Origin of the sequence: uncultured Roseovarius sp. (genome assembly GCF_947259555.1) — a bacterium.
In the GTDB taxonomy this organism is placed as follows: Bacteria; Pseudomonadota; Alphaproteobacteria; order Rhodobacterales; family Rhodobacteraceae; genus Roseovarius.
The window spans coordinates 1-22,227 of record NZ_CAMYMD010000066.1; the positions used below are offsets into that span (position 1 = coordinate 1).

Here is a 22,227-nt window from a genome sequence, read left to right on the forward strand (position 1 = left end):
CCGACGACCCCAAGCTGTCTCACAACATCACCCATTTTGCGCGCGCGCTGCGGGCGGCGGGGCTGCCAATCGGGCCGGGGCGGGTGATCGACGCGGTGCGCGCGGTGGCCGCCGCCGGGTTCAGCAGCCGCGAGGATTTCTTTTACACCCTGCGCGCCTGTCTTGTGACGCGGCCCGAACATCTGACGGTCTTTGCGCAGGTGTTTAGGCTCTACTGGCGCGATCCGCGCTACATGGAGCATATGATGGCGATGATGCTGCCCGCCATCCGTGGCGTGCAGGAGGACCGCAGCGCGCAAGCCGCCGAGAAGCGCGCGGCAGAGGCGCTGCTTGACGGCATTGCGCGCGATGTGCCCGAGATCGAGGAACATGACAGCGACGAGGTGCAGATCGACATCGACGCCTCGGCCACGATGTCGGGCGACGAGCGGCTGCGCAAGCTTGATTTCGAGCAGATGAGCAATGCCGAGGTGGCGCAGGCCAAGCGCATGCTGGCGCGGCTGACCCTGCCGGTCAAACCCTTCGCTTCGCGCCGGGGGGCGGCGAGCCCGCAGGGTGCCCGGCTCGACATGCGGCGCTCTTTGCGCGGGGCGCTGCGTCATGGCGGCGAGATGCGCCGCATTCATCGCAAGAAACCGCGTGAGCGGTGGCCCAATCTGGTGGTGCTTTGCGATATTTCCGGCTCGATGAGCCAATATAGCCGGATGGTCCTGCACTTTCTCCATGCCGTGGCCAATCAGAAGGGGGCGGGCTGGGCGCGCGTGCATGCCTTCACCTTTGGCACGCAATTGACCAATATCACCCGCCAATTGGCGACGCGGGATGTGGATGCCGCGCTTGCCGCCGCCGGCAAACAGGCACAGGATTGGGAGGGTGGCACCCGGATCGGCGCGTCGTTGCACGCGTTCAACCGCGACTGGTCGCGCCGGGTGATGGGGCAGGGGGCGGTGGTGCTGTTGATCACCGACGGTCTGGACCGCGACGCGCCCGAGGCGCTGAGCCACGAGATGGAGCGCCTGCACCTGTCGACGCGGCGGCTCATATGGCTCAACCCGTTGCTGCGGTGGGAGGGGTTCGCGCCCAAGGCGCAAGGCATCCGCGCGATGCTGCCGCATGTGGACGCGTTCCGCGCGGGCCATTCCATCGCCACGCTGGAGGATCTGGCCGAGGTGATCTCGCGCCGCGATGACGATGGCGAAAAGGCGCGGTTGATGGCGGCGTTGCAGGACTGACAGCAACTGAAGGGAGCCTAAATGCAGATCGGACGTTTGGAGAAGCAGGCCCTCAGAACGATATGGCCGAGGGAGGATGCCGATTTTACACCTTGGCTCGCTTTGCCGGAAAACCTGCACCTTCTCTCCGAAACCCTTGAACTCGGACCACTTGATCGGATTTCGACCGAAGTGAGTGTCGGCAGTTTCCGCGCTGATGTGGTTTGCAAGGATATCAATGACGCCACCGTCGTGATCGAGAACCAATTTCACAAGAGCGATCATGGGCATCTGGGGCAGATACTGACCTATCTTGCGGGGGGTGAGGATGTGCGGACCGTCATATGGATCGCTGAGTCTCTGCGTGATGAACATCGGGCCGCGCTGGAATGGCTGAACAACAATACCTCCACGGACTTTGCCTTTTTCGGCGTCGAGCTCGAGGCATGGCGTATTGGTGAGAGTGACCCCGCCCCCAAATTCGAAGTTGCTGTGCGTCCCAATGACTGGGTGCGCCGCCAGCGACAGAAGGCGCACGCGAGGGAAATGGAAGACTACCAGCGACGCATGGAGTATTGGCAGGCATTCCTCGATAATTGGCCGGTTCGCGAGGGCCTGTCGCCACCAGCTAGCGCGCCAAATCAAGGTTGGATGAAACTTGCCTTAACTGGCGATAGTAAGCCGCCTGATGGCGGGGGCATTTATCTCTATCGGATGATTGGTGAGGGTGCAGTCGGCGCGTACCTGTCCTTGGGACGCCGGGATCCAACTATTTTTCAGCAGTGGTCCGCGTCGTTGAACTATCCATCGCTCGAAGGCGGAAAATGGGAGCGAAACAGAAACGGCTTGTTCCAGATATTTAAGACGCTCAATGCAGATGCAATGGATGAGGCCGATTGGGCCCGGCAGCATGGCTGGATGCGGGATTGCGTCGCGGAATTCATGAAAGACTGGCGCAACGGCCTGCGCGACGAGGTCGTACGTCTGGTAGACCAAGAGCAAGTGAATGTGCCTGGAGATTAAAATGGGGCGTTTCGACGACATACCCGAAACCGCACTTGCGTGGCACCGGACGGGCAAGGGGGCGGCATTGGCCACGGTGGTCGAGACCTGGGGCAGCGCGCCGCGTCGGGTGGGCAGTCAGCTGGCGATCAGCGGCGAGGCCGAGATCGCGGGCTCGGTCTCGGGCGGTTGTGTCGAGGGGGCTGTGGTCGCCGAGGCGCTCGATGCCATCGAAGAGGGCCGTCCCGTGATGCTGGAATATGGCGTGAGCGACGGCGATGCCTTTGCCGTCGGCCTCGCCTGTGGCGGCACGATCCGGGTCTTGGTGGAGCCTGTGGGCTCGGTCATGCCCGAGGATCTGCTGGCCGATCTGGTGCTGGCGCGCGAGGCGCGCGTGCCGGTGGCCTATGTGACCGGGCCAGGGGGGCGCAGTCTGGAGCGAGACGGGCATGAGAGCCGCTTTCGGATGGATCGCTCGGGGTTCAAGGAGGACGGCGAGACCTTCGTGGCCATTCACAACCCGCCCTTGCGCCTGATCATCGTGGGGGCGGTTCATATCGCGCAGGCTCTCGTGCCGATGGCCCGGATCGCGGGCTATGATCCGATCCTGATCGACCCGCGTGAAAGCTTTGCCTCGGAGGCGCGGTTTCCCGGCGAGACGGTGCTGCACGACTGGCCCGACGAGGGGCTGAGGGCCCTGGGCCTTGATCTGCGCACCGGGCTGGTGCTGCTGACCCATGATCCCAAGCTGGACGATCCCGCGCTGATCGAGGCGTTGCGCTCTGACGTGTTCTATATCGGTGCGCTCGGCTCCACCCGCACCCATGCCAAGCGGGTGGAGCGGCTGACCGGGGCCGGGTTTTCGGAGGCCGAGATCGGGCGCATTCACGGGCCCATCGGTCTCGATATCGGGGCGGCGGGGCCGTCGGAGATCGCGGTGAGCATCCTCGCTGAAATGACCCGGGTGCTGAGGAAGGGCGCATGAAGTTCGGCCCCGTGCCGCTGGCCGAGGCGGAGGGCGCGATCCTCGCGCATTCCGAGCGGGTGGCGTCGGAGCGGCTGCGCAAGGGTGCAGTGCTGGGCGCAGATGAGATCGCAGCGCTGCGGGCGGCGGGTTATCACAGCGTGACCGTCGCGCGGTTGGAGGCGGGGGACTTGCATGAAGATGCGGCGGCGCAGACATTGGCGGATGCGTTGCATGCCGAGGCTGCTGGAATCGCCCGGGGACACCCCTTCACCGGCCGGGTGAATCTGACGGCGGAGCGGCCCGGCGTGGTCTGCCTCGACGTGGGCGCGATCAATGCCGCCAATGCCGTGCATCCGATGATCACCGTGGCCACCGTGCCCGACCATCATCAGATCCGCGCGGGCGGCATGATCGCGACGGTCAAGATCATCGCTTATGGCGTGCCGGGCGTGGCGGTGGAGGCCGCAGAGGAGGCCGCGCGCGGGGCGGTGCGGCTGGCCACGGCGCGCTACGCCACGGTGAGCCTGATCGTTACGGACGTGCCCGGCGGGCCGGGAACCAAGGGCGCGGAGGCGATTGCGGCGCGGGTCACGGGCCTTGGCATGGAGATGGCCGAGACGGTGACCTGCCGCCATGACGAGACCGCGCTGGCGCAGGCCATACGCGTGGCCAAGAGCGAGATCGTGCTGATCCTCACCGCCTCGGCCACGTCGGACCCCTTTGACACCGCCCCGCAGGCGCTGCGCCGTGCGGGTGGGCAAGTGGAGCGGTTCGGCATGCCGGTCGATCCCGGCAACCTGCTGTTTCTGGGTGATATAAAGGGCAAGCCGGTGATCGGCCTGCCCGGCTCGGCGCGCAGCCCGGTGCTGCACGGGGCCGATTGGGTGCTGGCACGGGTGGCCTGCGGTCTGCCCTGCGGGGCCGCCGAGATCGCGGCGATGGGGGTGGGCGGTCTGCTCAAGGAAATCCCGACCCGCCCGCAGCCCCGGCGCGGCCCGCGCGGCTGAGGCACAAGAAACCGGGTTCTCAAGCGGCGGGAGGCATGCTTTAGTCGCATTGGACAGTTGGATCGTTACGACTAAGGTCTGACTGGAAGCGCATATAGCCAACCGGGAGGAGCCAATGCCAGAGGTCAAGATGACCGTGAACGGCAAGCCAGCATCGGGCCAGATTGAAGGCCGCACGCTGCTTGTCGATTTCTTGAGAGAGAACCTGGGCCTGACGGGCACCCATGTGGGCTGTGACACCAGCCAATGCGGGGCCTGCGTGGTGCATGTGGAGGGCCGCGCCGTCAAGGCCTGCACCATGTTCGCTGCCGAGGCCGAGGGCATGGAGGTGAAGACCATCGAGGCGATGGCCGAGCCGGACGGCACGCTGCATCCGATTCAGGCTGCCTTTCAGGACCATCACGGGCTGCAATGCGGGTTCTGTACGCCGGGCATGGTGATGTCGGCGGCGGCACTGCTCAAGGACAACCCGACGCCGAGTGAGGCCGAGGTGCGCGATTATCTTGAGGGGAACCTGTGCCGTTGCACGGGCTATCACAATATCGTCAAGGCGATCCTCGCGGCATCCGGGCAGGATGTGAGCAAGATCGCGGCGGAATAAGCGGACAAGAGGGGGCGCTGCCCCCGCGCCTGCGGCGCTCCCCCGGAATATTTCGGGCAAGATGAAAATGCTGCGGGTTTGATGGGGGAGACCCCGGACCATTCAGGGAGGTCAAGACATGCCAAAGGACGGAGGCATCGGCGCCAGCACCAAGCGGCGCGAGGACGTGCGGTTTCTGACCGGCACGGGGAACTATACCGACGACATCAATCTGCGCGGGCAGGCCTATGTGCATTTCCTGCGCTCGGATATGGCGCATGGGCGGCTCGACACCGTCGACACAAGCGCCGCCGAGGCGATGCCCGGTGTGATCCGGGTGTTCACGGGCAAGGATTTTGAAGGCATCGGCGGGCTGCCCTGCGGCTGGCAGGTGACCGACCGGCACGGCGAGGTGATGCAGGAGCCGGGCCATCCGGTGCTGGCGCAGGGCAAGGTGCGCCATGTGGGCGATCCGATTGCCGCCGTGGTGGCCGAGACCCGCGAGCAGGCGCGCGATGCCGCCGAGGCGATCGAGCTTGATATCGAGGAATTGCCGGCGGTCGTGGACATGAAGGCGGCGCTTGAGGAGGGCGCGACCAAGGTGCATGACGATCTGACGTCGAACCTCTGCTATGACTGGGGGTTCGTCGAGGAGAACAAGGGCGCGGTCGATGAGGCCTTCGAGAAGGCCGCGCATGTCACCACGCTGGAACTCGTGAACAACCGTCTGGTCGCCAACCCGATGGAGCCGCGCGTCGCCGTGGGCGATTTCAATCGCTCGACCGGGGATCACACGCTTTATACCACGAGCCAGAACCCGCATGTGATCCGCCTGCTGATGGGCGCCTTTGTGCTGGGCATCCCCGAGCACAAGCTGCGCGTGGTGGCCCCGGATGTGGGCGGCGGGTTCGGCTCCAAGATATTTCACTATGCCGAAGAGGCGTTCTGCACCTTTGCCGCCAAGGCGCTCAACCGCCCGGTGAAATGGACCTGCTCGCGTTCCGAGGCGTTCATGACCGATGCGCATGGCCGCGACCACGTGACCAAGATCGAACTGGCGCTGGATGCGGACAATAATTTCACCGCGCTGCGCACCGACACGCATGCCAATATGGGCGCGTATCTGAGCACCTTTGCGCCTTCGGTTCCGACCTGGCTGCATGGCACGCTGATGGCGGGCAACTACAAGACCCCGCTGATCTATGTGAACGTCAAGGCGGTCTTTACCAATACTGTGCCGGTCGATGCCTATCGCGGCGCGGGACGGCCCGAGGCGACCTATCAGCTGGAGCGCGTGATCGACAAGGCGGCGCGTGAATTGGGCGTTGATCCAATCGCTCTGCGTCGGCAAAACTTCATCACCGAGTTCCCCTACGCCACGCCGGTGGCGGTGGAATATGACACCGGCGATTATCACGCCACGATGGACAAGCTGGAAGAGATCGCGGATTTCAAGGGCTTTGCCGCACGCCGCAAGGAAAGCGAGGCCAAGGGCCGCCTGCGCGGTCTGGGCGTCAATTGCTATATCGAGGCCTGCGGCATCGCGCCGTCGAACCTTGTCGGGCAATTGGGCGCGCGCGCGGGGCTTTATGAGAGTGCCACGGTGCGGGTCAACGCCACCGGCGGCCTCGTGGTGATGACCGGCTCGCATTCGCACGGGCAGGGGCATGAGACATCATTCGCGCAAGTGGTGGCCGAGATGATCGGCATCGACGCCGATCAGGTCGAGATCGTGCATGGCGATACCGCCAATACGCCGATGGGCATGGGCACCTATGGCTCGCGCTCCATCGCCGTGGGCGGCTCTGCCATGGTGCGGGCGACCGAGAAGATCATCAACAAGGCCAAGAAGATCGCGGCCCATCTGATGGAGGCCAGCGAGGCCGATATCGAGTTGAAAGACGGGCAGTTCAGCGTCGCGGGCACCGACAAGTCGGTGGCCTGGGGCGATGTCACCCTGGCCGCTTACGTGCCGCATAACTACCCGCTCGAGGATATCGAGCCGGGGCTGGAGGAGACGGCGTTCTACGATCCGTCGAATTTCACCTATCCGTCTGGGGCCTATGCCTGCGAGGTCGAGGTCGATCCCGATACCGGCCGCGTCACCATCGAGCGCTTTGCCGCCGCCGACGATTTCGGCAATATCATCAATCCGATGATCGTCTCGGGGCAGGTGCATGGCGGCATCGGTCAGGGCATCGGTCAGGCGCTGCTGGAGGCTTGCGTCTATGACGAGAACGGCCAGCTGCAGAGCGGGTCCTACATGGATTACGCCATGCCACGCGCCGATGATGTGCCGTTCTACGAGGTCGATCATTCCTGTCAGACGCCTTGCACGCATAACCCGCTCGGGGTGAAAGGCTGTGGCGAGGCGGGGGCCATCGGCAGCCCGCCCTCGGTGGTCAACGCGGTGATCGACGCGCTGCAATCGGGGGGCAAAAACGTCACCCATATCGACATGCCGCTGTCGCCGTCGCGCGTCTGGCAGGCGATGCAAGGGTAAGGAGAGCGATCATGTATGCATTCGATATCGAGCGCCCGACCACGATCGCCGATGCGATCGAGGCGATGGGCAGTGAAGAGGCGCAGGCGCTTGGCGGGGGGCAAACGCTGATCCCCACCCTGAAGCAGAGGCTCGCCGCCCCGGCCAAACTTGTCTGCTTGTCATCCATTAAGGAGATGCAAGGGATCTGTACCGCCGATGACGGCGCGCTCTGCATTGGCGGGGGCACCTGTCATGCCGATGTGGCGGCAGGCGCGGGGGCCTATCCGGCGCTCGCGGCGCTTGCTGGCAATATCGGTGATCCGGCGGTGCGCAATCGCGGCACCATCGGCGGCAGCCTTGCCAATAACGATCCGTCCGCCTGTTATCCGGCGGCGGTGCTGGGGTCGGGGGCGACGGTGGTGACCAACAACCGCAAGATCGCGGCGGATGACTTCTTTGAAGGCATGTTCACCACATCGCTGGAGGAAGGTGAGATCATCACCGAAGTGCGCTTTCCGGTGCCGGAAAAGGCGAATTACCAGAAGTTCGAGCAACCCGCGTCGCGCTTTGCGCTGGCGGGGGTGTTTGTCGCGAAATATGCGGATGGTGTGCGGGTTGCGGTGACCGGCGCGTCGGAGGACGGCGTGTTTCGCTGGTCCGAGGCGGAGGCGGCACTGTCGTCTGATTTCTCGGCTGGCGCTGTGGAGGGGCTGAGCCTGTCGGGCGATGGCATGATCAGCGACATGCATGGCTCGGGTGACTACCGCGCGCATCTGGTGGGTGTTCTGACCCGCCGGGCGGTGGCCGCCGCCGCGTAAGACCTGCGCTGAACCACGGATCGAGAAGGCGGGTCGTTGGGCCCGCCTTTCTTGTAAAAGGGGGGCGTCGACGGCGTGGGCTTGACCTGCGCCCGGATATCGCGTTGCCTCGCGCCGAAGACGAAAAGGTGATGCATATGCAGAAAGTCGAGAATCCGTGGCGCGGCGAGGGGCTGCCCGAGAAGGTCCTGAATGGTGCCCCGTGGCCAAGTATAGATGCGGAGGCCGTTCGTGATTTACTTGGGCGTTGTCCGGCCGCGAAGGAGACGCCACTTGTGCGTGTCGAAGGGTTTGGCCCGGAACTATGGGTCAAGGACGAGCGCGAACGGATGGGACTGGGCAGCTTCAAGGCACTGGGAGCGGCCTATGTCATTGCCCATGACGCGGCCGAGCTGGATAAAGAAACTCCCGAGGGCGCCCTTGACGGGCGAACCTATGTGACCGCGAGTGCGGGTAATCACGGGCTCTCTGTCGCCGCCGGCGCGCACGTTTTTGGGGCGCGGGCGGTCATCTATCTGTCAGAGCAGGTGCCGGAGACCTTTGCCGAGCGTCTGCGGGCCAAAGGCGCAGACGTGATCCGGAGCGGTGTGGATTACGAGGCCAGCATGGTGGCCGCAGGCCGTGCTGCGCAGGACAATGACTGGATTCTTCTGTCTGACAGTTCTTGGCCTGCCTATTTCGATGTGCCGCACCGCCTGATGGAAGGATATCTTGCGATGGCCGCCGAAGTGACGGGCCGCATGGAGCCTGCGCCGACGCATATCCTGCTGCAAGCCGGGGTTGGCGGTATGGCGGGTGCCACGGCTGCATGGTTTCGGCATGTCTGGGGCGACGCGCCGCAGATCATTGTGGTCGAGCCCGAGCGCGCGCCTGCATTATACGACAGCATCCGCGAGGGGCGCCCTCTGGAGACGAACGGCGAGGTTTCCAACATGGGCCGACTCGATTGCAAGGTGCCATCGCTGATCGCCCTCAAGGGGCTGGCACGCGATGCGGATGCATTCGTGACGATCAGTGATGCGGAGGCGGCTGGAGTTCTGTCTGATCTGGCGGACAAGGGCTTGTCGTCCACCCCGTCGGGCGCGGCTGGCATTGCGGCGTTGCGCGCCCTCGATCTGCCAAACGACGCCCGCGTGCTGTGCATTCTGAGTGAAGAGGCCGAGGGATGAGACGCGGCTTTCACACGTCCGAGTACCTTGGACGTGTGGCGCGTGCGCAAGCGGAGATGGCGCGCGCCGGTCTGGGCGCGCTGCTCCTGACCACCGAGGCCGATCTGAGATATTTCTCCGGCTTTCTGACGCGCTTTTGGGAAAGCCCGTCACGCCCTTGGTTTCTGGTCCTTCCAGTGACGGGAGCCCCGATTGCTGTGATTCCGTCCATTGGCGCGGCTCTGATGGCAAAGACCTGGATCCGTGACATCCGCACATGGGCCGCGCCTGACCCGGTCGACGATGGCGTGTCACTGCTGGCCGAGACACTGCGCGAGGTCGGCGGGCCAATTGGTGTGCCCGACGGGCCGGAGAGCCATCTGCGCATGCCGCTGGCGGATTTCGAGCGGGTGCGCCTTGCAAGCGGTCTGGACTGGCGCGGCGATGCCGGGATTGTGGCGGCGCTGCGTTCCGTCAAGTCGGAGGCGGAGATAGAAAAGATCGCCTTTGCCTGTGACATTGCCGGACGCGCTTTTGATCGGGTGGGCGAGATCTCTGCTCCCGGCATTCCTCTTAGTCGGGTGTTTCGAGAGTTTCAAAGGCTGTTGCTGGAGGAAGGCGCGGATTGGGTGCCCTACCTCGCGGGAGGGGCCGGGCCCGAGGGCTATTCGGATGTCATCTCGCCGGCCTCAGACGTGCGGCTTGCTGCGGGGGACGTTCTCATGCTCGACACGGGTGCGGTCTTTGATGGATATTTCTGCGACTACGACCGCAACTTTGCGATTGCGCGCTCCACCGCGCGTCAAAGAGATGCGCAGATGCGGCTGTTCGACGCCACTCTTGCAGGTGAGGCTGCGGCGCGTGCGGGCTCTCGCGCGAGCGATGTGTGGCGCGCCATGGCCACTATCGTCGGCGCGGACGAAGACGCGGGACGCCTCGGGCACGGGCTGGGGATGCAACTGACGGAAGGGTTGTCGCTTACGTCGAGGGATCACACCATGTTGCGGCCCGGTATGGTCATCACGCTGGAGCCGGGCGTCAGTGTCTCCACTGACACAATCATGGTTCATGAAGAGAATATCGTGATCACCGAGGGCGCGCCGCGCAGGTTGTCCCGTTTTTCGGAAAAACCACTGCCCGTCCTGTAACCGCCCGCGCATAAATTTTGCGCAACCAAAAAAAAGGCCGAGCACTAAGCTCGGCCAAAGTCCAACAGGGAGGTATGAAGGTGAGCGCCTTGCGGCTATCACCGTCACAAGAGCGAAATAATGGGGCACCCCGACTCGATCAAGAGAAATAATGCCGCAGATGCAGCATGGCCGATATGCGACAACTGCATGGCTTCTTCAGATGATGCGCAATCTCTCAGCCAAGCGCCTGTTCCTTCACCGTTTTCCTGTAAGCGATGATCTCGTCCTGCACGAAATCCCGGAAGGCGGCAATCCGCTTGGAGTGCCGAAGTTCTTCGGGATAGGCCAAGAAGACCGGGACCTCGCTCGAGGACACGTCGGGCAAGATCCGCAAGAGCTGTGGAAAATCGCGGATCAGATAATCTGGCAGGACGCCAACACCGAGATCATGCAAAACCCCTTGCAGCACGCCGAAATAGTTATTGACCGTCAACAGGGATGAAATGTCATTGGTCATCAATTCGTTTACGAGCATCGCACCGGCCCCGACCTGCGCCGAGCGTGGATTCTGGCAGATCAACCGATGGCTCTGCAAATCTTCCGGTGCTTCGGGATTGCCATGTTTTGCGACATAGGAATGCGTGGCGTAGAGGCACATATGCACGCTCATCAAACGTTTGCGAATGAGATCGGCTTGTGATGGTTCCTTCATGCGGATCGCAACATCGGCTTCGCGCATCGGCAGATCGAGCACGCGTTCTTCGAGCATCAGATCAATCTTGAGGTCCGGAAACCTCTCGTAGAGCTTGGGCAGGCGCGGGGCGAGCCAGAGCGTGCCGAACCCGGTCGTGGTGGTGACCCGCAATTCGCCGAACACCTCTTCCTCGCTGTCGCGGATGCGCGCGGTGGCGGCGTCGAGACGCTTGAGCATGGCGCGGGTGGCATCGAACAGCAATTCGCCCTGTTCGGTGAGAATCAACCCCCGTGCATGGCGATGAAACAGGGTAGCATTCAGCGATTCCTCAAGCGCGCGCACCTGGCGGGAGACCGCCGATTGCGACAGATGAAGCTGATCACCCGCATGGGTCAGGCTGCCGGCATCTGCCACTGCGTGAAAGATTCTGAGCTTGTCCCAGTCCATGACCCTAACTTTCCGAAAAACTACAGCACCTCTGACGTAATAGCAGAAAAACGCAAAGGGGCGATAGCAAGCGCGCGATAATTTTACGAAATTCCTCTTGGTAGGTCATAAATTATGACCTAATATTGCCCTATACTGAGGCAAGTTCCTCAAACACGGGAGGCACGCACATGACCACGCAGAACGTATCGCTGAACGACCGCTTCGATCTGGAAAAATCGCCGGTTCTATTGAACGGCACGCAGGCCATGGTGCGGCTGATGCTGACGCAGGCCGCGCGCGACCGGGCGGCGGGGCTGGACACGGCGGGCTATGTCACCGGCTATCGCGGCTCGCCCCTCGGGGCCGTGGACATGCAGATGCGCCGCGCGCAGAAGGTCCTGAACGAGGCGCAGGTGCGGTTCGAGGAGGGTCTCAACGAGGATCTGGCGGCGACCGCCCTTTGGGGCGCGCAACAGGCCGAACTGCGTGGTGAGGGCAAGTATGACGGCGTCTTTGGCCTCTGGTATGGCAAGGGGCCGGGGGTGGACCGCTCGGGCGACGTGATGCGGCACGCCAACATGGCGGGCACCTCCGCGCATGGTGGTGTGCTGATGGCCATGGGCGACGATCACACTGGCGAATCCTCCACCGTCCTGCATCAGAGCGAATGGGCGCTGGTGGATGCCTATATGCCGGTGGTCAGCCCCGCAGGTGTGCAGGAGATCATAGATTACGGCATTTACGGCTATGCCCTCAGCCGCTTTGCCGGGGTCTGGGTCGGGCTCAAGACGATGAAGGACACGGTCGAGGCGACGGCGGTGGTGGATGGCAATCCGGATCGCGTGCAGATCGTCACCCCCGATTTTCCGATGCCCGAGGGCGGGCTGAACATCCGCCTGATCGACACGCCGCACGCACAAGAGACGCGGATGATCGACTATAAACGCTTTGCCGCCGAGGCGTTTTCCCGCGCCAATCGCATGGACAAGCGGATGTGGGGCAAGCCGGGCGCCAAGATTGGCTTTGTCGCGGCGGGCAAGAACTGGCTCGATCTGGTGCATGCGCTGGAATTGCTGGGCATCGACGCGGACGAGGCCGAGCGTCTGGGCATCACCACCTACAAGGTCGGGCAGGTCTTTCCGCTCGACATGCAGGGGTTTCACGACTGGGCCGAGGGGCTCGACCTGATCGTCGTGGTCGAAGAAAAGCGCAAGCTGATAGAGGTGCAGATCAAGGAGGCGATCTTTGACGACCGGCGTGGGCGGCGTGTCTATGGCTGGTACAAGGGCGGCGCGGGCGGCATGCACCGCGACGAGCTGTTCCCGACGCGCGGCGCGCTCGATCCGATCTGGATCGCCGAGAAGCTGGGCGGCATCCTCATTGAGGAGGGGCGCGGCACCGACCGGATCAAGGCGGGGCTGGCGTCACTCTCGGAGGCGCGCGCCGGTGACAATGCCGAAGAAATCGCCACGCGGCTGCCGTATTTCTGCGCCGGCTGCCCGCATAACTCATCCACCAAACTGCCCGAGGGCAGCCGCGCCTATGCCGGGATCGGTTGTCACTACATGGTGCAGTGGATGGACCGCGAGACGACCGGCTTTACCCATATGGGCGGCGAGGGCGCGAATTGGATCGGCGAGGCCCCGTTTTCCAAGCGCGGTCACGTGTTCCAGAACCTCGGCGACGGCACCTATAACCATTCCGGCGTGCAGGCCATTCGCGCGGCGCTCGCCGCTGGCACCACGATGACCTACAAGATCCTCTACAACGACGCCGTGGCGATGACCGGCGGGCAGGCTAACGAGGGCGGGCTCGACGCGCCGCGCATCGCCGCCGAGTTGCGCGCCATGGGGGTCAGGCATGTGTCTGTGGTCTATGACGAAAAGGAAGAGATCGACCTGAAGTCCTTCCCGCAAGACATTGAATTCGCGGAACGATCCGATCTGATGGCAGTGCAGGATCGGCTGGCAACGGTCGAGGGCGTCAGCGTCATTCTCTATATCCAGACCTGCGCCGCCGAAAAGCGCCGCCGCCGCAAGCGCGGCAAGTTTCCCGATCCCGACCGCCGGGTGTTCATCAACACCGATGTCTGCGAGGGCTGCGGCGATTGTGGCGCGCAATCCAATTGCGTGGCCATCGTGCCGGTCGAGACCGAGTTGGGGCGCAAGCGGGCCATCGACCAGTCAAGCTGCAACAAGGATTTCTCCTGCCTCAAGGGATTCTGCCCCTCCTTTGTCACGCTCGAAGGGGCCACACCGCGCCAGGAGAGCACCGCCGAGTTGACCCTGCCTGACATGCCCGCGCCCACGCTGCCCGAAATCGACGGCACGCATAACGTGGTCATCACCGGGGTGGGCGGCACCGGCGTCGTCACCATCGGTGCGGTCATGGCACAGGCCGCGCAGATCGACGGCAAGGGCGCCGGCATGATGGAAATGGCCGGGCTCGCGCAAAAGGGCGGTGCTGTGCATATCCACTGCCGCATCGCCGAGAAACCCGGCGATATCAACGCGATCCGGGTCGCTACGGGCGAGGCGCATACCCTGATCGGCGGCGATCTGGTGGTCAGTGCCGGGGCCAAGACGCTTGGCCTGACGCGTCAGGGGCGTACCGGGGCGGTGGTCAACAGCCACGAGATCGTCACCGGCGATTTCACCCGCGACCCCGAGTTTCACCTGCCCGCCGACCGGTTGCAACTGGCACTGGAGGCGCGGCTGCGCGAGGGTGTGCAGATGTTCGATGCCTCGGACCTGGCCAAGACCGTGATGGGCGATTCGATCTATTCCAACATGATGATCTTTGGCGCGGCGTGGCAGCGCGGGTTGATCCCGATCAGCCATGACGCCATCACGCAGGCCATTACCCTCAACGGTGCGGCGGTCGAGGCCAATCTGCGCGCCTTCGAGGTGGGCCGTTGGGCGGCGGTCTATCCGGCGGAGGTGGAGAAACTCCTGACCCCCACCGTCATAGCCAAGCCGAAAACGCTGGACGACAAAATCGCCTACCGCGCCGATCACCTGCACGCCTATCAGGGCAAGCGGTTGGTCAAGCGCTATCGCAAGATGCTCGACGGCATCGAGGATACGGCCGTGAAAGAGGCCGTGGCGAAGGGCTATCACAAGCTGCTGGCCTACAAGGATGAATACGAGGTCGCCCGGCTGCATCTGGAAACGGCGGAGAAAGCGCGGGCGGAGTTCGGCGGCGATTTCAAGATGAAATTCCACCTTGCCCCGCCGGTCCTGTCCAAGACCGGCCATGACGGACGCCCCAAAAAGCGCGAATTCGGGCCTGGAATCCTGCGCGGCTTCGGTGTCTTGGCAAAGCTTAAGCTCCTGCGCGGCACGCCGCTCGATCCCTTTGGCCGCACGGCAGAGCGCAGGATGGAACGCGCGCTGATCAAGCAATACGAGGCCGACATGGCCGAGGTGCTGCCGAAGCTCGACAGCCGCACCCGTGACGCCATCATCACGCTCTCCGAATTGCCGCTCTCTATCCGCGGATTTGGCCCGGTCAAACAGGCGAATGAGCAAAAGGCCGAAAAGCGGCGCGAGGAGCTTTTGGCGGTGATCCGCGCAGGTGGGACGGAAATGGCACGGGCGGCGGAGTAGGCGTCACGAAACTGTCACGTGATCTGGTCAAAAGCGTCGCATAATCTTAACAGGCCGCAAGCCAGCCAAGGACCGCCGCCCATGCGCCCCGATCGCCAGATCGCCCGTGACATTTCCTACGCCTATTCCGCCCAGACCAAAGGCGGGCGGGCGATGATCCGCACGATGGAGAACCTCACCGGGCGCATCGCACTTATCAAGCGCGCGGCGGGTTACGAGACCGAGGTTTCACTGGGCCGCGATTTCTGGGATGTGATCGTGGAACGCTATGGGCTCACGCTCGACGTGGTGGGCGGCAGCCTTGCCAACATCCCGCGCAAGGGGCCTTTGGTGCTGATCGCCAATCACCCTTACGGTATCCTCGACGGGTTGATGATGGGGCATATCCTGAGCCAGACGCGCGGTGACTTCCGCATTCTGGCGCATCAGGTGTTCCGCAAGGCCGAAGACCTCAACAAGGTGATCCTGCCGATCAGTTTCGACGGCACCAAAGAGGCGATCGCGCTCAACCTCGCGACGCGCAAGGCGTCGCTCGACTATCTCGGGCAGGGCGGGGCGATCGGGATCTTTCCGGGCGGCACGGTCAGCACGGCGGCGAAACCGTTTTCGCGCCCGATGGACCCGGGTTGGCGCGGGTTCACCGCCAAGATGATCGCCAAGAGCGAGGCGACCGTCGTGCCGGTCTATTTCGATGGGCACACCAGCCGCCTGTTTCAGCTGGCCAGCCACCTGCATGTCACGCTGCGCATGGGGCTGCTGATCAAGGAATTTCGCAAGCGCGTGGATACGCCCGTCAAGGTCGTGGTGGGTGATCCGATCCAGCGCGGCACACTCTCCCAATATGCGGGCGACACGAAATCCCTCATGGCATTCCTGCGCTCAAAGACCTATGAATTGTCGCCAAGCCCGGTTGTCGCCTCGGATATCGGGTTCGAATACGACTGATCCACTGGGATGCGCGCAAATGGCGGTAGGGATTTTCGACAGCGGGCTGGGTGGCCTGACGGTGTGGGACGCGGTGAGCAAACGCATGCCCGAGGTGCCGTTTGTCTATCTGGGCGACAACGTGCATACGCCCTATGGGGTGCGGGATGCCGATGACATCTATGACCTGACGACGACCAATGTCGCGCGGTTGTTCGATGCGGGCTGCGATCTGGTGATTCTGGCCTGCAACACTGCCTCTGCCGCCGCCCTGCGCCGCATGCAGGAGGCCTGGGTGCCCGAGGGAAAGCGTGTGCTGGGCGTATTCGTGCCGCTGATCGAGGCGCTGACAGAACGGCAATGGGGCGACAACTCTCCGCCGCGCGAAGTGGCGGTGAAGAACGTGGCGCTCTTTGCCACCCCTGCCACCGTGGCGAGCCGCGCGTTTCAGCGCGAACTGGCGTTCCGCGCCATCGGCGTCGATGTCGAGGCGCAGGCCTGTGGCGGCGTCGTGGATGCCATCGAAGAGGGCGACATGATCCTCGCCGAGGCGCTGGTGCGCTCCCACGTGGACGCGCTCAGGCGCAAGATGCCGCACCCGGAGGCCGCCGTTCTGGGCTGCACGCATTACCCGCTGGTCGAGGATGTGTTTCGCGATGCCCTCGGGCCCGACGTGGCGGTTTATTCGCAGCCTACGCTGGTGGCCGCGAGCCTGAGTGATTACCTCGGCCGCCACCCCGACAAGATCGGGCCCGGCACCGAGGCGATGTTCCTGACCACGGGCGACCCCAAGCGCGTGTCGTCGCGTGCGACGCAGTTCCTGCGACGAGAGATCGGCTTTCGCCCCGTCTGAGCGGCATGTCTGAGCGTGCGTTGCATAGCACCGCGATACGCACTATTCCCTGTTTGAAATTCTGCATGAGAGGTCACCATGACCCATAAAATCGCCATCCTTGGCGCGTCCGGCTACACCGGTGCCGAACTTGTCCGGCTGATCGCCACCCATCCCGACCTTGAGATCGCGGCGCTTGCCGCCAATTCCAAGGCAGGGCAGCGCATGGGCGCGGTCTTTCCGCATCTGCGCCATCTTGACCTGCCCGATCTGGTGACGATTGACGAGATTGATTTTGACAGCATCGACCTGTGTTTCTGCGCGCTGCCTCACAAGACCAGCCAGGAGGTGATCAGCGCGCTGCCGCGCGATCTGAAGATCGTCGACCTCTCCGCCGATTTCCGGCTGCGCGACCCGGCGGATTATGAAAAATGGTATGGCAATCCCCATGCCGCGCCGGAGTTGCAGAAAGAGGCGGTTTACGGCCTGACCGAGTTCTACCGCGATGAAATCACTGCCGCGCGGCTGGTGGCGGGCACGGGCTGCAACGCGGCCACGGGGCAGTACATCCTGCGCCCTCTGATATCTGCCGGGGTGATTGATCTCGACGAGATCATCCTCGACCTGAAATGCGCGGTCTCGGGGGCGGGCCGCAGCCTCAAGGAAAACCTGCTGCATGCGGAATTGTCCGAGGGGTATCACGCCTACGCCCTTGGTAGCACGCACCGGCATCTGGGCGAGTTCGATCAGGAGTTCTCGGCCATAGCCGGGCGGCCCGTAGAGATCCAGTTCACGCCCCACCTGATCCCCGCCAATCGCGGCATCCTGGCGACCGCTTATCTGCGCGGCGCGGCTCAGGCGGTGCATGACACGCTTAACGCGGCCTATGCGGGCGAGCCCTTCATCGAGGTCCTGCCGATGGGCGAGGCCCCCAGCACGCGCCACATCCGGGGCAGCAATTTCTGCCATATCGGCGTGGTCGCCGACCGGCAGGCGGACCGCACGCTCGTCATTGCGGCGCTCGATAACCTGACAAAAGGTAGCAGCGGGCAGGCGTTGCAAAACGCCAATCTGATGTTATCTCTGAACGAGACGTCGGGCCTCATGTTGGCCCCGGTCTTTCCGTAAAAAGGGGCGAGGCTCATGAAATCGCTGAAGAAGAAGCGCCGCGTGCAGGTCGTCGCGATTGCGGCTGTGGCGCTGGTGATGGCCACAGCGCTGATCGGCTACGGGATGCGCGACGGGATTAACTTCTTCCGCTCGCCCAGCCAAGTGCTGTCCGAGCCGCCAAGCGAGACCGAGATTTTCCGCATCGGCGGTCTGGTCGAAGGCGGCAGTCTGAAACGTGGTCAGGGCGAGGTGATCCATTTCAACGTGACCGATGGCGGGGCCGTGGTGCCGGTGACCTATAAAGGCGTTCTGCCCGATCTCTTTGAGGAAAATCAGGGCATGGTCGGCACCGGCAGCTATCGCGGTGGGGTGTTTGAAGCCAGTGAGATCCTCGCCAAGCATGACGAGGATTACATGCCCAAGGAAGTGGTCGACGCGCTCAAGGAGCAGGGCGTCTACAAGGAGGCGGACGGCAGCTAAGGTGGCCGATGTCTGATTTTGGGTATTTTCACCAAAAAGAAACCATAGCCGATGAGATAGGAGCGCGCGCTGGTTCAGGCGCGCGTTAATCTTTCTTATCCCATCCTCGCACCCATGTTGCACAGGCAAGATGGGGCAGGCGGATGCAAGATGTCGAACAGATAGCCAAAGAAATTGTGGCGCGCGAGGGCGGGTTCGTGAACGACCCCTACGACCCCGGCGGTGCCACGAATTTCGGGGTGACCATCCATACGATGCGGCGGCTCGGGCTCGATCTCGACCGTGACGGCGACGTGGATGTGGGCGATGTGCGGGCGCTGAGCCGGGGGCAGGCGGTGGCGATCTTCATCGACCATTACTATCGCCGCCCCGGTATCGTGGGCTTGCCCGAGGCGCTGCGCGCCAGCGTGTTCGACATGCATGTCAATGCCGGGGCCAATGCGGTGAAGATATTGCAGCGCCTGCTGCGCGAGATGGGCGAGACGGTGGATGTCGACGGAGTGATCGGCCCGCAGACGCAAGCCGCGGCGGAACGCGCGGCGCAGGCCGCCCCGGATCATATCGCCGAAGCTTATGGGATCGCGCGGCGCAATTATTACCTGGCCCTCGCCGATGCCCGTCCCGCAAGCCGCAAATTCGCGCGGACGCGCTCGGGCGGCAAGGGCGGCTGGATCCGGCGCGCCGAAGAGTTCATCGCGCCGCGCTTTCACCTGAGCGATCAGGCCTTTCAGGAAAGGGTGGCGGCATGGTGATCGACATTCTGCGGGCGCTTTTCGGGGCGGGCGGAAACGTGGTGCGCGAGACCGCCGAGGTGTTTCGCGTCAACGCCGAGGCTGCCGATCAACGCCGGGTCGAGACGCAGCGGGCCGCGCTTGATCAGATGGCGGCGGAGTTCGGGGCTGCGGGGCGCAGCAGCTTCGACCGGATCATCGACGGGCTCAACCGCATCCCGCGCCCGGCCATGGCGCTTGGCACGCTGGCGCTGCTCATCGCGGCGATGGTTGATCCCCTGTGGTTCGGCGAGCGGATGGCGGGGCTGGCGTTGGTGCCCGATCCGCTCTGGTGGCTGTTGGGCGCGATCGTGAGTTTCTACTTTGGCGCACGCTATCAGGTGAAGGGGCAGGAATTTCAACGCTCCATCGCCGCCACGCTGGCGCGCGCGCCGCAGGTGGTCGAGAGCGTGGCGCAGCTGCGCGCCCTGCGCGCGAATAGCCCCGGTGCCGCTGATCCCGGCCCCGATGCCGACACCGCGCTGCGCGTGCTCACCCCCTCGGGCAACCCGGCGCTGGATGAATGGCGCGCGAAGGGATGACCCCCGCGACAATGTGAACCGGGCCCCGTGCCGATTGCGATTGGCGCGGGGCCGCGCCTGCGTTATCTTTGACGCATGATTACAGAACTCGGTCACTTCGCCCTCATCCTGGCATTCCTCGTCGCCTGCGCGCAGGCGGTCATCCCACTGGTCGGCGCCCATAAACGCTGGCCCGGCTGGATGGCCTTCGCCGAACCTGCGGCGACGATACAGTTACTGCTGACGGCGGCCTCCTTCGCGGCGCTTACATGGGCCTTCGTGACCTCTGATTTCTCGCTGCGGTTGGTCACCCTCAACAGCCATACCGACAAGCCGATGCTCTACAAGATCACCGGCGTCTGGGGCAATCACGAGGGCTCGATGCTTCTCTGGGTGCTGATCGTCACGCTCTTTGGCGGGGCGGTGGCGTGGTTCGGCGCGAACCTGCCGCCCTCGCTCAAGGCCCGCGTGCTGAGCGTGCAGGCGATGATCGGGGCCGCGTTTTTCGCCTTCATCCTGCTCACCTCGAACCCGTTCCTGCGCATGGCGACACCGCCATTCAACGGGCAGGATCTAAACCCGCTCCTGCAGGATCCGGGCCTCGCCTTTCACCCGCCCTTCCTCTATCTCGGCTATGTCGGTCTTTCGATGACCTTCTCCTTTGCCGTGGCGGCCCTGATCGAGGGGCGGGTCGATGCGGCCTGGGGCCGGTGGGTGCGGCCTTACACGCTGGCGGCGTGGATTTTTCTGACCATCGGAATCGGTCTCGGCTCGTGGTGGGCCTATTACGAGCTGGGCTGGGGCGGTTTCTGGTTCTGGGATCCGGTGGAGAATGCCAGCTTCATGCCCTGGCTCATCGCCGCCGCCCTGCTGCATTCCGCCATCGTGGTGGAAAAGCGTGAGTCTTTGAAAAGCTGGACCATCCTTCTGGCAATCATTGCCTTCGGTTTCTCCATGGTCGGGGCCTTCATCACCCGCTCCGGTGTGCTGACCAGCGTGCATGCCTTCGCCACAGACCCCGAGCGTGGCGTGTTCCTGCTGGGCATCACCGCCGCCTTCATGATGGGCGCGCTCACGCTCTTTGCCGCGCGCGCCAATGTCATGCAGGCGCGGGGCGTGTTCAGCATGGTCAGCCGGGAATCGGTGCTCGTGCTCAACAACATCCTGCTGGCGGTGGCCTGTTTCGTGGTGTTCATCGGCACGATGTGGCCGCTCATTGCCGAGATGGCCTTCGACCGAAAGCTTTCGGTCGGGGCGCCCTTCTTCAACGCCGCCTTCACCCCCTTTATGGTCCTGCTTGGCCTCGTCCTGCCGGTCGGCGCGATGATGGCGTGGAAACGTGCCACGGTGGGCCGGGTGGTGCGACAGCTGATCCCGGCCTTCGCCCTTGCCGTAGCGATCGGCGCGCTCGCATGGGCGATGCAATCCGGGCGCTCCGCGCTTGGGCCGGTTGGCCTGTTCCTAGGCGCATGGCTGGTGGCCGGTGCGATGGTCGATATCTGGTCGCGCACCGGGCGCGGCACCGGGCGGCTCGCACGCCTCACCCGTCTGCCGCGTGCCGACTGGGGCAAGGCGGTGGCGCATGGCGGCCTCGGCGTGACCATGGCCGGCATCGCCGCGATGATGGCGTGGGAGGCCGAGGATATTCGCGTGCTTCAGGTCGGCGAGGATCTGGAAATCGCGGGCTACGGGCTGCGCCTCGACGAGGTGCATCAGGAACAGGGGCCGAATTACATGGCCACCAAGGCGACCTTCACCCTCAGCCAGAATGGCCGTGAGATTGCCGAAATGCACCCCGAAAAACGCATCTACCCCGTGGCGCAGATGCCCACCACCGAGGCCGCGCTCGATAACGGCGTCCTGCGCGACATCTACGTCGTCATCGGTGATCCGCAAGAGGGCGGCGGCTGGGCTGTGCGCAGCTATTACAAGCCGCTGGCCAACTGGATCTGGGGCGGCGCGATCCTTATGGCCCTCGGTGGGGCGCTGTCGCTCAGCGACCGGCGCTACCGCGTGGCCGCAGGTGCGCGCAAGCTGCCGCAAGGGGTGCCCGCAGAATGAAACGCCTGATCCTTGCGCTCTGCGTGATCGCGGCGCCCGTCTTCGCGGTGCAGCCTGACGAAATTCTCGACGATCCGGCCTTGGAAGAACGCGCGCGTGACATTTCCGCGGGCCTGCGCTGTCTGGTCTGCCGCAACGAGAGCATCGACGACTCCAACGCCGAACTCGCCCGCGACCTGCGCCTTCTGGTGCGCGAACGGCTGGTGGCGGGCGACAGCAACGAAGAGGTGGTCGATTTCGTGGTCGACCGCTACGGCGAATACGTGCTGCTCAAGCCGCGCAGCGGTGGCTCCAATCTGCTGTTATGGATGGCCGGGCCGATCATGCTGGGCGCGGGGCTGGTGATGGCGGGGGTCTATTTGCGCAGCCGGGCCAAGGCCCCAGAGCGCGAGGTTGCCCGCCTCAGCGAGGCCGAAGAACGCCGTCTGCGCGAGATTCTCGACGACTGAC

The 22,227-nt window shown here is 64.0% G+C and carries 19 protein-coding genes; 18 read left to right on the top strand and 1 reads right to left on the bottom strand.

The window, feature by feature from the left end; all coding sequences use genetic code 11:
* From Q0X85_RS10790 to Q0X85_RS10830, 9 genes are all read left to right on the top strand, one after another.
* On the top strand, nt 1-1,232 hold a 1,232-nt coding region (locus Q0X85_RS10790), incomplete at its 5' end, for a VWA domain-containing protein (protein WP_297771953.1).
* A gap of 21 nt (nt 1,233-1,253) precedes the next feature.
* The gene (locus Q0X85_RS10795; protein WP_297771955.1) at nt 1,254-2,234 is read left to right on the top strand and encodes a hypothetical protein; all 981 of its coding nucleotides are present in this window, start codon (nt 1,254-1,256) and stop codon (nt 2,232-2,234) included.
* Between the two features lies 1 nt (nt 2,235).
* On the top strand, nt 2,236-3,198 hold the full coding sequence (locus Q0X85_RS10800) for an XdhC family protein (RefSeq protein ID WP_297771957.1): 963 nt from the start codon (nt 2,236-2,238) through the stop codon (nt 3,196-3,198).
* Complete coding sequence (locus Q0X85_RS10805; RefSeq protein WP_297771959.1) at nt 3,195-4,187, top strand: molybdopterin-binding protein; 993 nt, start codon at nt 3,195-3,197, stop codon at nt 4,185-4,187. The genes Q0X85_RS10800 and Q0X85_RS10805 overlap by 4 nt, the downstream gene beginning before the upstream one ends.
* A gap of 115 nt (nt 4,188-4,302) precedes the next feature.
* The gene (locus Q0X85_RS10810; RefSeq protein WP_297771961.1) at nt 4,303-4,788 is read left to right on the top strand and encodes a (2Fe-2S)-binding protein; all 486 of its coding nucleotides are present in this window, start codon (nt 4,303-4,305) and stop codon (nt 4,786-4,788) included.
* A gap of 118 nt (nt 4,789-4,906) precedes the next feature.
* On the top strand, nt 4,907-7,270 hold the full coding sequence (locus tag Q0X85_RS10815; protein ID WP_297771962.1) for a xanthine dehydrogenase family protein molybdopterin-binding subunit: 2,364 nt from the start codon (nt 4,907-4,909) through the stop codon (nt 7,268-7,270).
* A gap of 11 nt (nt 7,271-7,281) precedes the next feature.
* Nucleotides 7,282-8,070: a xanthine dehydrogenase family protein subunit M gene (locus Q0X85_RS10820; protein ID WP_297771964.1), complete on the top strand. Its 789-nt coding sequence runs from the start codon at nt 7,282-7,284 to the stop codon at nt 8,068-8,070.
* 137 nt (nt 8,071-8,207) lie between these two features.
* Nucleotides 8,208-9,239: a pyridoxal-phosphate dependent enzyme gene (locus tag Q0X85_RS10825; RefSeq protein WP_297771966.1), complete on the top strand. Its 1,032-nt coding sequence runs from the start codon at nt 8,208-8,210 to the stop codon at nt 9,237-9,239.
* Nucleotides 9,236-10,366: a Xaa-Pro peptidase family protein gene (locus Q0X85_RS10830; RefSeq protein WP_297771968.1), complete on the top strand. Its 1,131-nt coding sequence runs from the start codon at nt 9,236-9,238 to the stop codon at nt 10,364-10,366. The genes Q0X85_RS10825 and Q0X85_RS10830 overlap by 4 nt, the downstream gene beginning before the upstream one ends.
* A gap of 217 nt (nt 10,367-10,583) precedes the next feature.
* Here Q0X85_RS10830 and Q0X85_RS10835 read toward each other — a convergent pair whose 3' ends face one another.
* Nucleotides 10,584-11,489, bottom strand: coding sequence for a LysR family transcriptional regulator (locus Q0X85_RS10835; RefSeq protein WP_297771969.1), 906 nt, complete (start codon nt 11,487-11,489; stop codon nt 10,584-10,586).
* Between the two features lie 170 nt (nt 11,490-11,659).
* On the opposite strand from Q0X85_RS10835, the gene Q0X85_RS10840 reads away from it, so the two are divergent.
* The 9 genes from Q0X85_RS10840 (at nt 11,660) to Q0X85_RS10880 (ending at nt 22,226) form a co-directional block, all read left to right on the top strand.
* Complete coding sequence (locus Q0X85_RS10840; RefSeq protein WP_297771970.1) at nt 11,660-15,079, top strand: indolepyruvate ferredoxin oxidoreductase family protein; 3,420 nt, start codon at nt 11,660-11,662, stop codon at nt 15,077-15,079.
* 81 nt (nt 15,080-15,160) lie between these two features.
* A complete protein-coding gene (locus tag Q0X85_RS10845) occupies nt 15,161-16,024 on the top strand; it encodes a lysophospholipid acyltransferase family protein (protein WP_297771971.1) in 864 nt (287 codons plus the stop codon).
* 19 nt (nt 16,025-16,043) lie between these two features.
* Nucleotides 16,044-16,856, top strand: a complete 813-nt coding sequence (locus tag Q0X85_RS10850) for an aspartate/glutamate racemase family protein (RefSeq protein WP_297771972.1) — start codon at nt 16,044-16,046, stop codon at nt 16,854-16,856.
* 78 nt (nt 16,857-16,934) lie between these two features.
* Nucleotides 16,935-17,963 carry an N-acetyl-gamma-glutamyl-phosphate reductase gene (gene argC, locus Q0X85_RS10855; RefSeq protein ID WP_297771973.1) on the top strand — a complete coding sequence of 343 codons (1,029 nt, stop codon included), beginning with the start codon at nt 16,935-16,937 and terminating at the stop codon, nt 17,961-17,963.
* A gap of 15 nt (nt 17,964-17,978) precedes the next feature.
* The gene (gene ccmE / locus Q0X85_RS10860; RefSeq protein WP_297771975.1) at nt 17,979-18,425 is read left to right on the top strand and encodes a cytochrome c maturation protein CcmE; all 447 of its coding nucleotides are present in this window, start codon (nt 17,979-17,981) and stop codon (nt 18,423-18,425) included.
* Between the two features lie 143 nt (nt 18,426-18,568).
* Nucleotides 18,569-19,177: a holin-associated N-acetylmuramidase gene (locus Q0X85_RS10865; protein ID WP_297771977.1), complete on the top strand. Its 609-nt coding sequence runs from the start codon at nt 18,569-18,571 to the stop codon at nt 19,175-19,177.
* Nucleotides 19,171-19,737, top strand: coding sequence for a holin family protein (locus tag Q0X85_RS10870; RefSeq protein WP_297771979.1), 567 nt, complete (start codon nt 19,171-19,173; stop codon nt 19,735-19,737). The genes Q0X85_RS10865 and Q0X85_RS10870 overlap by 7 nt, the downstream gene beginning before the upstream one ends.
* Nucleotides 19,738-19,812: 75 nt before the next feature.
* Nucleotides 19,813-21,777 carry a heme lyase CcmF/NrfE family subunit gene (locus Q0X85_RS10875; RefSeq protein ID WP_297771981.1) on the top strand — a complete coding sequence of 655 codons (1,965 nt, stop codon included), beginning with the start codon at nt 19,813-19,815 and terminating at the stop codon, nt 21,775-21,777.
* Nucleotides 21,774-22,226: a cytochrome c-type biogenesis protein gene (locus Q0X85_RS10880; RefSeq protein WP_297771983.1), complete on the top strand. Its 453-nt coding sequence runs from the start codon at nt 21,774-21,776 to the stop codon at nt 22,224-22,226. Before Q0X85_RS10875 ends, Q0X85_RS10880 begins: the two co-directional genes overlap by 4 nt.
* Nucleotide 22,227 lies beyond the last annotated feature (1 nt).